The 14,815-nt window shown below is 74.1% G+C and carries 14 protein-coding genes; 7 read left to right on the top strand and 7 right to left on the bottom strand.

The window, feature by feature from the left end; genetic code table 11:
• Positions 1-20 precede the first annotated feature (20 nt).
• Positions 21-491, bottom strand: coding sequence for a GNAT family N-acetyltransferase (locus tag ACH4F6_RS01900; protein WP_397957860.1), 471 nt, complete (start codon positions 489-491; stop codon positions 21-23).
• A 336-nt stretch (positions 492-827) separates the two neighbouring features.
• On the opposite strand from ACH4F6_RS01900, the gene htpG reads away from it, so the two are divergent.
• Positions 828-2,750: a molecular chaperone HtpG gene (gene htpG / locus ACH4F6_RS01895; protein ID WP_397957858.1), complete on the top strand. Its 1,923-nt coding sequence runs from the start codon at positions 828-830 to the stop codon at positions 2,748-2,750.
• Between the two features lie 54 nt (positions 2,751-2,804).
• Here the strand turns inward: htpG and ACH4F6_RS01890 are convergent, their stop codons facing one another.
• Positions 2,805-3,695: an SDR family oxidoreductase gene (locus tag ACH4F6_RS01890; protein WP_397957857.1), complete on the bottom strand. Its 891-nt coding sequence runs from the start codon at positions 3,693-3,695 to the stop codon at positions 2,805-2,807.
• A 393-nt stretch (positions 3,696-4,088) separates the two neighbouring features.
• Between ACH4F6_RS01890 and ACH4F6_RS01885 the strand changes: the two genes are divergently transcribed.
• Together ACH4F6_RS01885 and ACH4F6_RS01880 are read left to right on the top strand one after the other, a co-directional pair.
• Positions 4,089-5,087 carry a glycoside hydrolase family 11 protein gene (locus ACH4F6_RS01885; protein ID WP_397957856.1) on the top strand — a complete coding sequence of 333 codons (999 nt, stop codon included), beginning with the start codon at positions 4,089-4,091 and terminating at the stop codon, positions 5,085-5,087.
• A 36-nt stretch (positions 5,088-5,123) separates the two neighbouring features.
• Positions 5,124-6,131: a polysaccharide deacetylase family protein gene (locus ACH4F6_RS01880; protein WP_397957855.1), complete on the top strand. Its 1,008-nt coding sequence runs from the start codon at positions 5,124-5,126 to the stop codon at positions 6,129-6,131.
• 300 nt (positions 6,132-6,431) lie between these two features.
• On the opposite strand, the gene ACH4F6_RS01875 is transcribed toward ACH4F6_RS01880, so the two are convergent.
• Both ACH4F6_RS01875 and ACH4F6_RS01870 read right to left on the bottom strand, forming a co-directional pair.
• Positions 6,432-8,033, bottom strand: a complete 1,602-nt coding sequence (locus ACH4F6_RS01875) for a glycerol-3-phosphate dehydrogenase/oxidase (protein ID WP_397957854.1) — start codon at positions 8,031-8,033, stop codon at positions 6,432-6,434.
• Positions 8,030-8,629, bottom strand: a complete 600-nt coding sequence (locus tag ACH4F6_RS01870; RefSeq protein ID WP_397957853.1) for a TetR/AcrR family transcriptional regulator — start codon at positions 8,627-8,629, stop codon at positions 8,030-8,032. Before ACH4F6_RS01870 ends, ACH4F6_RS01875 begins: the two co-directional genes overlap by 4 nt.
• Positions 8,630-8,700: 71 nt before the next feature.
• Here ACH4F6_RS01870 and ACH4F6_RS01865 point away from each other — a divergent pair, with 71 nt between their 5' ends.
• Together ACH4F6_RS01865 and ACH4F6_RS01860 are read left to right on the top strand one after the other, a co-directional pair.
• On the top strand, positions 8,701-10,296 hold the full coding sequence (locus tag ACH4F6_RS01865; protein WP_397957852.1) for an FAD-binding oxidoreductase: 1,596 nt from the start codon (positions 8,701-8,703) through the stop codon (positions 10,294-10,296).
• 232 nt (positions 10,297-10,528) lie between these two features.
• Positions 10,529-11,410, top strand: a complete 882-nt coding sequence (locus ACH4F6_RS01860; RefSeq protein ID WP_397957851.1) for a diacylglycerol kinase family protein — start codon at positions 10,529-10,531, stop codon at positions 11,408-11,410.
• Between the two features lie 15 nt (positions 11,411-11,425).
• Here ACH4F6_RS01860 and ACH4F6_RS01855 read toward each other — a convergent pair whose 3' ends face one another.
• Together ACH4F6_RS01855 and ACH4F6_RS01850 are read right to left on the bottom strand one after the other, a co-directional pair.
• A complete protein-coding gene (locus ACH4F6_RS01855) occupies positions 11,426-11,794 on the bottom strand; it encodes a transglycosylase family protein (RefSeq protein WP_397957850.1) in 369 nt (122 codons plus the stop codon).
• A gap of 147 nt (positions 11,795-11,941) precedes the next feature.
• A complete protein-coding gene (locus tag ACH4F6_RS01850) occupies positions 11,942-12,469 on the bottom strand; it encodes a MarR family winged helix-turn-helix transcriptional regulator (protein WP_397957849.1) in 528 nt (175 codons plus the stop codon).
• A 55-nt stretch (positions 12,470-12,524) separates the two neighbouring features.
• On the opposite strand from ACH4F6_RS01850, the gene ACH4F6_RS01845 reads away from it, so the two are divergent.
• Positions 12,525-13,088 carry a quercetin 2,3-dioxygenase gene (locus tag ACH4F6_RS01845; RefSeq protein ID WP_397957848.1) on the top strand — a complete coding sequence of 188 codons (564 nt, stop codon included), beginning with the start codon at positions 12,525-12,527 and terminating at the stop codon, positions 13,086-13,088.
• Positions 13,078-13,950: an alpha/beta hydrolase fold domain-containing protein gene (locus ACH4F6_RS01840; protein WP_397957847.1), complete on the top strand. Its 873-nt coding sequence runs from the start codon at positions 13,078-13,080 to the stop codon at positions 13,948-13,950. The genes ACH4F6_RS01845 and ACH4F6_RS01840 overlap by 11 nt, the downstream gene beginning before the upstream one ends.
• A 291-nt stretch (positions 13,951-14,241) precedes the next feature.
• Here the strand turns inward: ACH4F6_RS01840 and ACH4F6_RS01835 are convergent, their stop codons facing one another.
• A complete protein-coding gene (locus ACH4F6_RS01835; RefSeq protein WP_397957846.1) occupies positions 14,242-14,775 on the bottom strand; it encodes a DoxX family membrane protein in 534 nt (177 codons plus the stop codon).
• Between the last annotated feature and the right edge of the window lie 40 nt (positions 14,776-14,815).

The following is a 14,815-nucleotide window of genomic DNA, read 5'->3' as shown; positions in this document are numbered from 1 at the left end:
CCGGCGCCTTCGCCGTCGGCTCACCGGGCGGGGAAGGCGAGCCGCAGCACGATCTCGCCGTCGTCGACCTCCCCGGTGGGACGGAACCCGAGTTTCCGGTAGAAGGGCCACGGTTCGCCGTCACCGGGCCAGTAGCTGGTCAGCAGCTCGGTGGCGCCGTCCGCGCGGACCAGGGCGGCGACCTGCAGGAGCGCTTCCCGGCCGATCCCCCGCCCCTGGTACCGCTTGTCGACGAGGAGACGCCAGACGAAGTGCCGTCCCCGGTACGGGCCGGCCGGCGGTTTCCACGACAGCATCACGAAGCCGACCGGCTCGTCGCCGCGGTACACGGCGCGGCACCAGGGGTTGGCCTCCGGTCTCCGCGCCGCGTCCTTGAGCGACCTGGACACGGACGCGACGAACTGCTTCTGGGCCTTTCGGACGCGGAGGGCGCGGACGGCCTCCCGGTTGTCGTCGGTGATCTCCCGCAGGTGCACGTCCGGGGATCCCATGCCGTACCCCTTTCACATCCGACGGCCGCGCCGTCCGGGCCCACGTGAAGGGCCGCCACCGGGCGGCACGCCCCCGCGTCCGGGTCGCCGAGGACGCCGGGCCGGACGTCTTCGCAGCGTATGCGACGCGGGCGGTCCGGAGCGGGACCGGCACGTCGGGCTCCGGCCGCGTCCGCGGCGGCGCCGGGAGCCGGGAACGGCAGCGGTCGAGCGGGGCGCCCCCGCAAGGGCCGGACGACCCGGGCCGGAATTTCTGGACTTCGGACCGGGGAGCACGTCAAAGTGGCTGGCGTCAGTCAGTTCCCTACGTCTGGGACCGAGAGGTAGCCGCGAACCATGCCGACCGAAACGTTTGAGTTTCAGGTGGAGGCCCGTCAGCTCCTGCAGCTGATGATCCACTCGATCTACTCGAACAAGGATGTCTTCCTGCGTGAGCTCGTCTCCAACGCCTCCGACGCGTTGGACAAGCTGCGCCTCGAAGCACTGCGGGACGACACGCTCGACGCCGACGTGTCCGACCTGCACATCGAGCTCGAGACCGACAGCGACGCCCGCACCCTCACCGTGCGGGACAACGGCATCGGGATGTCGTACGACGAGGTCTCACGGCTCATCGGCACCATCGCCAACTCGGGCACGGCCGCGTTCCTGGAGGAACTGCGGCAGGCCGAGGACGCCGCCGGCGCGGAAGGGCTCATCGGGCAGTTCGGCGTCGGCTTCTACTCCAGCTTCATGGTGGCGGACGAGGTCGTCCTGGTGACCCGGCGCGCCGGCGAGGGCCAGGGCACGCGCTGGTCGTCGCGCGGCGAGGGCACGTACACGCTGGAGACGGTCGACGACGCCCCGCAGGGCACCGCGATCACCCTGCACCTGAAGCCGGCCGACCCCGAGAACCAGCTCCACGACTACACCTCCGCGTGGAAGCTCCGGGAGATCGTCAAGCGCTACTCGGACTTCATCACCTGGCCGATCCGGATGGTGCCGCAGCCGCCGGCCGCGGCGGACGACGGCGACGGCGAGGCCGGCGCCGCGCCCGAGCCCGAGACGCTGAACTCGATGAAGGCCCTCTGGGCGCGCCCGCGCGACGAGGTGAAGGACGAGGAGTACCACGAGCTCTACAAGCACATCAGCCACGACTGGACGGACCCCCTGGAGACGATCCGGCTCCAGGCGGAGGGCACCTTCGAGTACCAGGCCCTGCTGTTCGTCCCGTCCCACGCGCCCCACGACCTGTTCACCCAGGGCTACAAGCGGGGCGTGCAGCTCTACGTCAAGCGCGTCTTCATCATGGACGACTGCGAGGCCCTGCTGCCGCCGTACCTGCGGTTCGTCAAGGGCGTCGTCGACGCCCAGGACCTCTCGCTCAACGTCTCCCGCGAGATCCTCCAGCAGGACCGCCACATCCAGCTGATGCACCGCCGGCTGGCGAAGAAGGTCCTGTCCTCGGTCAAGGACATGATGACCGCGTCGCCCGAGCGGTACGCCACCCTCTGGCGGGAGTTCGGCGCCGTCCTGAAGGAGGGCCTGGTCACCGACACGGAGAACCGTGACGCGCTCCTCGCCGTCTCGTCGTTCGCGACCACGCACCACGACACCGAGCCGACCACGCTCAAGCAGTACGTGGAGCGGATGAAGGACGGCCAGGACGACATCTACTACATGACGGGCGAGTCCCGCGCCGGCATCGAGAACTCCCCGCACATGGAGGCCTTCCGGGCCAAGGGCATCGAGGTCCTGCTGCTCACCGACCCGGTCGACGAGGTGTGGACCGACGCGGTCGGCGCGTACGAGGGCAAGCGGCTGCGGTCCGTCGCCAAGGGCGAGATCGACCTCGACTCCGACGGCGGGACCACGTCCGAGGAGGACCGCGAGAAGCAGGGCGAGGAGTACGCCGGCCTGCTCGGCTGGATGAAGGAGAGGCTCGGCGAGGAGATCAAGGACGTGCGCCTGTCCTCCCGGCTCACGGTGTCCCCGGCCTGTCTGGTCTCCGACACGCACGACCTGACCCCGGCGCTGGAGAACCTGTACCGCGCGATGGGCCAGGAGGTCCCCCGCACGCTGCGCATCCTCGAGCTGAACCCCGACCACTCCCTGGTCAAGAGCCTGAACCAGGCGTTCCGGGACGGGGCGGACCGCGCGGCCCTGGGCGAGAGCGTGGAACTCCTCCACGGCCTCGCGCTGCTGGCCGAGGGGGGTCGTCCGGCCGAGCCCGCGAGGTTCGTGCAGCTGCTCTCCGACCGCCTCGAACGCGCGCTGTAGACCGGCACGACGGACGGCGCCCCCCTGCGCAGGGGGGCGCCGTCCGTCCGCCGCTCAGGGCAGCGGGGTGCCGCCGGTGGCGTTGAGGATCTCGGCGGTGATGTAACTCGCCTCCTGCGAGGCGAGGTAGACGTAGGCGGGAGCCAGTTCGGCCGGCTGGGCCGGCCGGCCCAGCGGGCTCTGCTTGCCGAACTCGGCGGTGTCGGGCATCGTGGCGGGAATCAGGGGCGTCCACACCGGGCCCGGCGCGACCGCGTTGACGCGGACGCCGCGCTCCGCGACCATCTGCGCGAGTCCCTGGGTGAAGGTGACGATGGCGCCCTTCGTCATCGCGTAGTCCAGCAGGTGCGGGCTCGGCTTGTAGGCCTGCACCGAGGTGGAGTTGATGACGCTGCCACCCTCGGGGATGTGCGGCAGCGCGAACTTCGTCAGCCAGAACATGCCGTAGAGGTTGGTCCGCATCACCCGGTCGAACTGCTCGGTGGTGATGGCCTCGATGCCGTCCGGCTGCGACATCTGGTACGCGGCGTTGTTCACCAGGACGTCGATGGACCCGAACTCCGCCACGGCCCGTTCGATCAGCGCCCGGCACGCGTCCTCCTCGCGGATGTCGCACGGCACGGCGACGGCCTTGCGCCCGGCGTCCTCCACCAGCCGGGACGTCTCGCGCGCCTCGGCCTCCTCCTCCTCGAGGTACGTGAACAGCACGTCGGCGCCCTCGCGGGCGAAGGCGAGGGCCACCGCCCGTCCGATGCCGGAGTCGCCGCCCGTGATCACCGCCTTGCGGCCCTTCAGCCGGTCCGAGCCGCGGTAGGACTCCTCCCCGTGGTCGGGCGGCGGATCCATCGGCCCGGTCCAGCCGGGGTGCGGCTGGTCCTGCTGGGGGAAGTCCGGGCGCGGGTGCTGGGTGGTGGGGTCCTGACGGGTGCTGTGTTCGTCCGTCACGTCGGCCTCCTGTCTGTCGGCGGCGTGGTCGGAGGACCGGGTGCCCTGATCACTCCCGCGGTAAAAGCCCTTTTCGACTCCGGCCGGGAAGACGTCGAATCTTTCGACGTGAGGCACCCGGTCAATGGGCCGCGACACCGCGGATCGTCCACGGGGTTCTCCGGCGACGTCTTGGCCATGGGCGTTGAACTGCGGAGATGAGGGCCGCAGGCGATCCGAGCAAGGCGAACGTTTCGAAACTCTCTCCGAAACTGTTGACTGTTGACGGGGTCAGATCAAAACTCTCGCCATCGACGGACCGCCCTCGACGGACCGCCCTCGAGGCGTCCGCCCCCGGCAGGCCTTCCGTCGAGCGGTCCCTTCGCATCCGTCCCACGAGGAGGAAGCACCCACATGAACGCGTACGCCGATCCGAGGAGCCGTGGCCGCGGCTTCCCGTTGTCCGCCCGGAGTGTCTGGGCCGTCGCGCTGGCAGCCGTGCTCGCGCTGTTCCTGCCGAGCGCCGCCAGTGCCGACACGGTGATCACGACGAACCAGACGGGCACCGACAACGGCTACTACTACTCGTTCTGGACCGACTCCCCCGGCACGGTCTCGATGAACCTGGCCTCGGGCGGTGGCTACAGCACTTCCTGGCGCAACACCGGCAACTTCGTCGCCGGCAAGGGCTGGAGCACCGGCGGCCGCAGGAGCGTGACCTACTCGGGCACCTTCAACCCGTCCGGCAACGCCTACCTGGCCCTCTACGGATGGACCTCCAACCCGCTCGTCGAGTACTACATCGTCGACAACTGGGGCACCTACCGGCCCACGGGCACGCACATGGGCACCGTCACCAGCGACGGCGGTACGTACGACATCTACCGGACGACCCGGTACAACGCCCCCTCCGTCGAGGGCACCCGCACCTTCGACCAGTACTGGAGCGTCCGGCAGTCGAAGCGGACCGGCGGCACCATCACCACCGGCAACCACTTCGACGCCTGGGCCCGCGCCGGAATGACGCTCGGCAGCTTCAGCTACTACATGATCATGGCGACCGAGGGCTACCAGAGCAGCGGCAGCTCCAGCATCACGGTGGGCGGCACCGGTTCGGGCGGTGGCGGTGGCGGCGGTGGCGGTGGCGCCGGTTGCACCGCGACGCTGTCGGCGGGTCAGCAGTGGAGCGACCGGTACAACCTGAACGTGTCGGTCAGCGGTTCCAGTAACTGGACGGTGACGATGAACGTCCCGTCCCCGGCGAAGGTCCTGTCCACCTGGAACGTCTCCGCCAGTTACCCCAGCGCCCAGGTGCTGACCGCGAAGCCGAACGGCAGCGGCAACACCTTCGGCGTCACCATCCAGCACAACGGCAACTGGACCTGGCCCACGGTCTCCTGCGCCGCGAGCTGACCCCGCACCCCGCCCCAGGCTGGAGGACCACTCGGTATGCGCACCAGACCACACCGCTCGTTACGCTCCCTGATCACCGGGCTCGCCGTCGTCGCGACGGCCGCCGCGGCCACCCTCACCGTGGACACCGCCGCACCGGCACAGGCCGCTCCGGCGCGGGCCGCCGCCTGCACCGGGTACGTCGGGCTCACCTTCGACGACGGCCCGTCCGGCAGCACGCCGGCCCTGCTCGACGCGCTCAAGCAGAACGGGCTGCGGGCCACGATGTTCAACCAGGGCCAGTACGCCGCCGCCAACCCGTCCCAGGTCCGGGCCCAGGTCGACGCCGGCATGTGGGTCGCCAACCACAGCTACACGCACCCGCACCTGACCCAGCTCGCCCCGTCACAGATCGACTCGGAGATCTCCCGCACCCAGCAGGCCGTCGCCGCCGCGGGCGGGGGCACCCCGAAGCTCTTCCGCCCGCCGTACGGCGAGACCAACGCGACGGTGAGGTCGGTCGCGGCGAAGTACGGCCTGACCGAGATCATCTGGGACGTCGACTCGCAGGACTGGAACGGCGCGAGCACCGACGCGATCGTGCAGGCCGCCGCCCGGCTCACCAACGGCCAGATCATCCTCATGCACGACTGGCCCGCCAACACCCTCGCGGCGATCCCGCGCATCGCGCAGGGGCTCGCCGGCCGCGGCCTGTGCGCGGGGATGATCTCACCGCAGACCGGCCGCGCCGTGGCCCCCGGCGACGGCGGTTCGGGCGGTGGCGGTGGCGGCGGTGGCGCCGGTTGCACCGCGACGCTGTCGGCGGGTCAGCAGTGGAGCGACCGGTACAACCTGAACGTGTCGGTCAGCGGTTCCGGTAACTGGACGGTGACGATGAACGTCCCGTCCCCGGCGAAGGTCCTGTCCACCTGGAACGTCTCCGCCAGTTACCCCAGCGCCCAGGTGCTGACCGCGAAGCCGAACGGCAGCGGCAACACCTTCGGCGTCACCATCCAGCACAACGGCAACTGGACCTGGCCCACGGTCTCCTGCAGCACGGCCTGACCCGCCCGCCCCGGATCCACTCGTACGGCGCAGACTGCGATCCACGGGGCGGGGAACCCGCAAGGGGCGTCGGACGGTGGAGTGCTCCCCACGGTCCGGCGCCGAGGCGGCCGCGGTCGAATCCCCGAGTTCGGCCGCGGCCGCCTGCGCGCCGGGGCGCCGTGCGCCGGCCGGGGGCCTGGTGCACGGGAAAGCCGAAGCGGAAGCAAACCCTAAAGCTAGAGTTGAGGTTGAGATCGACGTCCGGACACGGCAGCCGGCGCTCCGTCCGGAGCGTGCCCGAGGGCCGTCGGCCGCTCGTCACCCGGTCCAGTCGGCCGGCTCGCCCAGCAGACGGCGCACGGCCTCCAGCGCCGGCCCCCGGTCGTCCGGCACCAGCCCGATGCGGGTGCGCCGGTCGAGCAGGTCCGCCTCGTCGAGCGCCCCTTCGTGACGGACCGCCCACACCAGCTCGGCCCCGGTGACGGGGTGACCCGGCACGACCGGTTCGGCGAGCCGCGGATCACGGGCGGCGAGGGCCCGGACGGCCACGGCCTCGGTGCCGTAGCGCCGGACGAGCCGGCTCGGCGCCGCGACCGCGCGCAGCACCCGCGCGGGCGCCGCGCCGACGAGCGGGAGCCCGGCCGTGCCGCAGCGGGCGGCCGTCAGGCGGCCCGCCGCGACCGCCGCGTCGACGGCGTCCTCGGCCATCCGCCGGTACGTGGTGAGCTTGCCGCCCACCACCGTGACCACGCCGCCGTCCCCGGTGACGACCGCGTGCCGCCGGGAGATGTCGGCGGTCCTGCCCGTGCCCCCGCGGTCCGCGGGGGACGCGGTGTCCAGCAGCGGGCGCAGCCCCGCGAAGGCGCCCACCACGTCCGAGCGGTGGAGCGGGACGTCCAGCACGGAGCCGAGGACGTCGAGGAGGAAGCCGATGTCCGTCTCGGGCGCGGTCGGGACGTCGGGCAGTTCCCCGTCGACGGGTTCGTCCGTGAGCCCGACGTAGACGCGGCCGTCGCCCTGCGGGAGGACGAGGACGAAGCGGTTGGTCTCGCCGGGGACCGGGACGTGCAGGCCGGCGGGCAGGCTGCCGAGGCGCTCGGAGCGCAGCACCAGGTGGGTGCCGCGGGAGGGCCGCACCCGGATGCCGTCCACCAGCCCGCCGGCCCACACGCCGGAGGCGTTGACGACCGTGCGGGCGCGGATCTCGCCCTCCTCGCCGGTGAGTTCGTCGCGGACGACGGCTCCGCAACCGGTGAGCCGCAGCGCCCTGACCCGGGTGAGGATCCGTGCGCCGTGAGCGGCGGCGGTCCGGGCGAGCGCGGTCACCAGGCGGGCGTCGTCGGTGACCTTGCCGTCCCAGGACAGCAGGCCGCCGCGCAGCCCCTCGGCGCGCACGGCGGGAGCCAGGAAGCGGGCCTCGGCCGCCGACAGCCGGCGCGGCGCGGGCAGCGTCGCCCGTGCCGTGCGCGCCGCCAGGCGCAGGGCGTCCCCGGCCCGGAAGCCGGCCCATGCCAGGGCGGCCTGGCCGCGGGAGACCAGCGGGGTGAGGGGCAGGACGAAGGGCTCCGCCCGGACCAGGTGCGGGGCGGTGCGCTCCATGAGCAGCCCGCGCTCCACCGCGCTCTCGTGGGCGACGTCGAACTGCGCGGAGGCGAGGTAGCGCAGTCCGCCGTGGATGAGCTTGGAGCTCCAGCGGGAGGTGCCGAAGGCGAGGTCGTGGGCGTCGACGGCGGCGACCGTCAGCCCCCGGGCGGCCGCGTCGAGGGCGGTCCCGGCGCCGGTCGCGCCCAGCCCGACGACCAGGACGTCCACCACCGGCCCGCCCACGGTGGCGGCCAGTTCGCGGGAGCGACGGCCGGCCGACAGCGACGCGGCGCCGGTCGGCGGGGCGGGGACGGCGGGGGTGCGGGTGGGGCTCATGGCGTGAGGGTCCTCTCCAGGATGGTCCGCAACTCCGCCAGGAAGGCCACGGAGTCGAGCTCCGGGTCGTCCTCGTCGGTCATGGTCCGCAGCGACAGGGTGAAGGACTGGACGACGAGGAGCACGGAACGGGCCTGCCGCTGCGGATGGCCGGGCCGTACCGAGCCGTCGGCGTGCCCCTCCCGCAGACCGCCGGCCAGCAGGTCCAGCAGCGCCTCCTGGCTCGCCCCGCGCCGGTCGAGCACATAGGGGAGCAGCAGCTCCGGATCGACGTCGACGATCTTGCGGAAGAGCGGGTGGGCGCGGAAGGCCGCCACTCCCGCCACCAGGCCCTCGACGAGCAGCGTCCGGGCGTCCGTGCCCGGACGGCGCTCCGGCATGGCGCCGGTGGCCACGCCGATCCACTCACGGGTCATCAGATCGCCGACCAGGGAGCGGACGTCGGGCCAGCGGCGGTAGAGCGTCATCCGGGAGACCCCGGCCCGGCGGGCCACGTCGGTGAGCGTCGTGCGGCGGACCCCGACGGCCAGGACGCAGTCCCGCACCGCGTCGAGCACCGCGTCCCCGTCCGACTGGTTGTGACGAATAGGCGTCATGTGTCACAGTGTAACGCCCCGTGGGGCCGTGCACGGACGGCGCCGCGACACCGACCGGGAGGACGACACCGATGGACATGCTGTGGAGCGGCTGGGGCGACCCCGCCGCGGCGACGCCGCTGCCCGACACGGTGACCGGACTGCTGCGCGACCTGCTGGGCGTGGAGCCGCGCGGCGCCGGACCGGTCGCCCTGGAGGACATCGCCGTTCCCCCGTCACCGCTGGACGCCGAGGCGCACCGCGCCCTGCTGGCCGCCGTCGGCGGGCACGACGAGCACGTGCGCACGGACGCCGGGACCCGCGTCCGCCACACCCGCGGCAAGTCCACCCCGGACCTGCTGCGGATCCGGGCCGGCGAGGTCGACGACGTCCCGGCGGCCGTGGTGCTCCCGGCCGGCCACGACGAGGTCCTCGCCGTGCTGCGGGCGTGCGCCGCGCACGGGCTGGCGGTCGTGCCGTTCGGCGGCGGGACCTCGGTCGTCGGCGGCCTCGCGCCGGTCCGGCGCGGCACCTTCGTCGCACTCGACCTGCGCCGCATGGACGGCCTGCTCGCCGTCGACCCCGTCTCGCGGACCGCCACCCTCCAGGCGGGACTGCGCGCCCCGCGCGCCGAGGCGCTGCTCGCCGAACACGGCTTCACCCTCGGCCACTTCCCGCAGTCCTACGAGTGGGCCACCATCGGCGGCTTCGCCGCCACCCGCTCCAGCGGACAGGCCTCCGCCGGCTACGGCCGCTTCGACGACATGGTGCTGGGACTGACCCTCGCCACCCCCGAGGGCACCGTCGGCACCGGCCGCGCCCCGCGCTCGGCGGCCGGCCCCGACCTGCGCCAGCTCCTGCTCGGTTCGGAGGGCGCGTTCGGCGTGATCACCTCCGTGACCGTGCGGGTCCGCCCCGTGCCGCCCACCCGCCGTTACGAAGGCTGGCGGTTCCCGTCCTTCCGGCAGGGCGCCGACGCGCTGCGCCGGCTCGCCCAGGACGGGCCCCGCCCGACCGTGCTGCGCCTGTCCGACGAGACCGAGACGCTCGTCGGCCTGGCCCAGCCCGACGCCATCGGCTCCGCCGCGCGGCAGGACGCGGGATGCCTGGCCGTCGTCGGCTTCGAGGGCGCCGCGGAGGACACCGCCCGCCGCCGTGACCGGGCGGCGGCGGCACTGCGCGACGCCGGCGGCACACCGCTGGGGGAGGAGCCGGGCCGCCGCTGGGCGCACGGCCGCTACTCCGCCCCCTACCTGCGGGACGCCCTGCTCGACGCGGGCGCGTTCGCCGAGACCCTGGAGACCGCCGCCTTCTGGTCCCGCCTGCCGGAGCTCTACGCCTCCGTCCGCGAGGCCCTGACCGCCACCCTCACCGCCGCCGGCACCCCGCCGCTGGTCATGTGCCACATCTCGCACGTCTACGAGAACGGCGCCTCCCTGTACTTCACCGTCGTCAGCGCCCAGGGCGACGACCCCGTCGCCCACTGGACCCGCGCCAAGCACGCCGCCAACGACGCGATCCTCGCCGCCGGCGGCACCATCAGCCACCACCACGGCGTGGGCGCCGACCACCGCGACTGGTACGTGCGGGAGGCGGGCCCCCTCGCCGTCGACGCCCTGCGCGCCGTCAAGCGACGCCTCGACCCGGCCGGCGTGCTCAACCCGGGAGTCCTGCTGCCCGCGGACTGAACCCGGCCCGGCACCCGCCGACCGGGCACCCGCCGCCCCCGTGGGCCCGGTGTCCCGGCCGGCCTGCCGCCCCCGTCGGCCCGGTGCCCCGGCCGGCCTGCCGCCCCGTCGGCCCGACACCCCGGTCGGCCCGGCACCGTCGACCGGCCCCCGTCGGGCCGGCGCGCGTTCTCCGACCCCGCGCCACCCCCTCGCCCCACCGTCCGTCCGCCGACCGCCCGGAGGCCCACCCATGCGACAGTTCACGGCCGTCGTCAACCCCACCGCAGGCGCAGCCACGGGCGCGGCCGCGCTCCTCGGACTGGCCCGGCTGCTGCGCGAGGCGGGCGCCGGACTCGAGACCGCCTACAGCCGCAGCCTCGCCCACGCGCAGGACCTCGCACGGGAGGCCGGGGAACGCGGCCGGGTGGTGCTGGCGGTCGGCGGCGACGGCATCACCGGCGCGATCGGCGGAGCCCTCAGCGGAACCGGCTCGGTGCTGGGGCTGGTGCCGGCCGGGCGGGGCAACGACTTCGCCCGCGCCCTGGGCCTGCCCACCGGAGCCGGCGCCCTGGCCCGTGTGCTGCTCGAAGCCGAGCCGCGGCCCGTCGACACCATCGAGGTGCGCTCCGCCGTCCACGACCGCACCGTCGTCCTCGGCAGCGTCTACGCGGGGGTCGACGCGCTCGCCAACCGCCACGCCAACCACGCCGGACTGCTGCGGGGCGCCGCCGCCTACTACGCCGGGGGCCTGCGCGCGGTCAGCACCTGGCGCCCGGCCCGCTACCGGGTGACGGTCGACGGCGTCGAACACGCGCACCGCGGGTACACGGTCGTCGCCGCCAACTCCGGCTTCTACGGCTCGGGCCGTCTCATCGCGCCCGGCGCCCGGATCGACGACGGCCTGCTGGAGGTCGTGATGATCCGGCACGCACCACGGCGCCTGTTCTTCGCCCTGATGGACGAACTGAAGGCGGGCACCCACGTCCGCCGTCCGGAGGTGCGCGTCCTGCGCGGCGCCCGGGTCCGCATCGAGGCCGACCGGACGGTCCCCTACGGCGCCGACGGCGAGGTCGAGGCCGACCTGCCCGTCACGGCCACGGTCCTGCCCGGCGCGCTGAACGCGCTGTACTGAGCCGCGCGGGGCCCGTCAGGCGCAGGCCCAGGCGCTCATGCCCTGCAGGGCCGCCAGGCGCCGGGCCACGGCGATCTGCTCCTCCTTCGTCGCCAGGTCGGCCCGGGGCGCGTACGTGAGGCCGCCCGCGGCGATCCAGCTGGACTGGCTGAACTGGAGGCCCCCGTAGTGGCCGTTGCCGGTGTTGGCCTGCCAGTCGCCGCTCGATTCGCAGCGGGCGATGGCGTCCCAGTCGACGTCCGGGGGGCGGGTCGTCGCGGCCCGGGCGTCCGGCGTGACGAGGGCGAACAGGGCGGTGAGCGGCAGCATCAGCCGCACTGCCGAGCGGGCTGCGGGGCGCGATGCGCGGTGTCCGCGCAGGCCGCGTTCGTTGAGTGAGGACATGCTGCCCGACCGTAACGGAAAGGTGTTTTTATATGGCTTTGACACGTCGGTGATGGTCCGTCAGGGGGACCTGTCGTACGCGTACCGGGTGAGGGCGGCGGGCGGGTGCGCGCCCGGAACCCCGGCGCCCGGAGCCCCCGGAGCCCGTCACTCCCCGGCGGCGGACGGCTCGGGCGGCTCTCCCCAGGGCGTCTCCAGGACGGCCCGCAGGTCCGCGACGGCCCGCTGACCGATCCGCGCGGCCAGGGTGCGCTCGAGTCCGTCGAGGATCGCCGTCGCCCGCTCGTGCGCCCGCCGGCCCTTCGGGGTGCGGCGGATCAGCAGCCGGCGCGCCGAGGCCGGGTGCGGGGCCTGCTCCAGCAGCCCCAGGACGACCAGGGTGTGCACGGCCTTGTGCGCGGTCTGCCGGGTGACGCCCATGCGCCGCGCCAGCTCGGACGCCGTCGTCCCGTCGTCGTCGAGAACCGCGAACAGCTGCAGCTGGGTCGACGACACCTGCTCCGCCCCGGCCGCCTCCAGGGCCGTCAGCAGGGCGTCGTCGAACCACTTGCGGGCCTCGCCCAGCAGTTGCGGCAGGCTGCGCTGTCCGGCGTCCATGGGCTCCTCGTCGGCGGAGAAGAAAAGGTCGGTGAAGTCTTGCACGTCCCGGGAGGCATGTGTCAGCCTCGCTGACATCACCAGTATGTCAGTCAGGCTGACATGCGTTTCGTGTGCCGAGCCGAGGAGACCCATGACCATCGAGTACGCCACCCGCTACCGCCGTTCCTCACAGATCCCCCCGGAGCCGGGCAAGCCGTACTTCATCGAGCGGGGCATGGGCGACCGCGCCCAGCTGTTCACCGACCTGTTCACCGTCTACGCGGGAGGCGAGCAGACGGAGAACACCTTCAACTTCTTCACCTGTGAGGGCCCCAAGGGCGACACCATCCCGGCCCACATGCACCCCGACACCTACGAGGTCTTCTTCGTGACGGACGGCGCCGTGCGGCTCTTCGTCGAGGACACCGCGGGAGAGCAGTACGAGAAGCTGCTGACCAGCGGGGACTTCGGATTCGTGCCGAAGAACTGCCCGCACGCCTACCGCATCGAGCGGCACGGCAGCCGGATCGTCGGCGTGGCCGCCGGTCCCGGCGGGACGTTCGAGCGGTTCTTCGAGAACCTCGGCACCCCCGTCGAAGGGCCCGGCCCGCTGCCGCAGCCGTACGTGCCCGAGCCCGGCAAGTTCGCCACCGTCCCGCAGCAGTACGACGTGCGCTTCCTCCCCGACCACCGGTGGCGCTCCCGTGAGGCCTGACACCGACCTGCGCGCCCTCGTCCCGGCCCCGCACCCGGACGAGGCGCCGCTGCCGCCGGCCGCCGTCGTCGCCGACGGGATCCGCCTGCTGCGGGGCGTCCCGTACGCGGACGTGCCGGGCGTGCGGCCGCCGGAGCTCGACCTGTGGCTGCCGCCGCGCCGGCCCGGCGACCCGCCCCCGCCCCTGGTGGTCTTCGTGCACGGCGGAGCCTGGCGCCGGGGCAGACGCGAGGACATGGGGTACCGGATGCGGCAGTGGGACCCGGGCCCCTTCGCCAGGATCGCCGCCGCCGGGCTGGCCGTCGCCTCCGTGGACTACCGCCTCAGCGGCGAGGCCGTCTTCCCCGCTCCGCTGGAGGACCTGCGCGCCGCCGTGCGCTGGCTCGTCCGGCGCTCGGCCGAACTCGGCACGGACGCGGAGCGGACGGTCGTGTGGGGGGAGTCGGCCGGCGGCCACCTCGCCGCGCTGCTCGCGCTCTCCCCGGGAGCCCCGGCACTGAGGGGCGCCGTCGCCTGGTACGCGCCCAGCGACCTCACCCTGCAGGCGGACGACCCGCACACCCCCGAAGCGCTCCTGCTCGGCGCCGCCCCCGCCGACGTGCCCGAGCTCGCGCGGGAGGCGAGTCCCGTGGCCCACGCGGGACCGGACGCCCCGCCGTTCCTGCTGGCACACGGCGAGGACGACTCCATGGTCGCCTGCGACCACAGCCGCCGTCTCGCCGCCCGCCTCCGCGACGCCGGGGCCCCCGTCGACCTGTGGACCCTCCCGGGGGCCGACCACGTCTGGCACGGACTGTCCGACGCCGGGGTCGAGGACGTCTTCGACCGCACGCTGCGCTGGATCCGGCAGCGCACCGGGTGACCGTGCGACGGGCGGGCGGAGGGACGGCCGCGGGGCGTGCCGGAGCACACCCGCCGACGGCGTGACCCTGCCGCCGACGGCGTCGGGAGCCCCGGGTGGCGGGCCCCGCGGAAGGGGCTCCGCCGGCCGTCTCCGACGCCCGCCCGTCCGCACCCGGGCCGCCCCGCGGCCCCGGACGGCATCAGCGAACCGCCGGCGACGTCCGGGCGCCGGCCGCACGCGCCGGCGCCCGGGCCGCCCGCCGGCGGCGGCCCGGGGATCAGGGGCTCGGGGCGGCGGCGGGCCGCCGGATCAGCGGCTCAGCTTCGCGCGCACCGCGCCCGCGGTGGCCGCGGGACGGGCGGTGGCCCGCACCGACCGCCGGACCAGGCGGGCCTCCCGGCGGACGCCGTGCGCGGCGTGCCGGCCGCGCCACGCCAGCGACGGACTGCCGCCGGTGTCCGCGGCCGCGATCAGCAACCCGCCCAGCACGGACACGTTCTGCAGGAAGTGGGTGCGCTGCCGGGCGCGCTCGTCCGGGTCCTTCACCTCCCAGAACCGATGGGCCGCCCAGGTGGTGGGCACGAGGGTGACGGCGGCGGCGAGCGCGGCCACCCGGGGCACGCGGCCGGTGGCGAGCAGGAGCCCGGCCGCGACCTGTACGGCGCCGTTGAGTCGTACGACCTCCTCGGTGCTGTCGGGCAGCGCCGTCACGCGTTCCCTGAGGGGGCGCACGACGGGGTCGGCGGCCGGCGCGACCTGCTCGGGCGCTCGCACGGACTGAACGCCGCCCGAGACGAGCATCGAGGCCAACAGGGGGCGACCGGCCAGACGCAGCAGGCTCATGGTCCTCTCCAGACAGGTTGATGGGGCAAGGAACGGGCGG

Source organism: Streptomyces sp. NPDC017936, from assembly GCF_044328485.1.
GTDB lineage: Bacteria > Actinomycetota > Actinomycetes > Streptomycetales > Streptomycetaceae > Streptomyces.
This window is presented reverse-complemented; position numbering and strand designations above follow the sequence as displayed.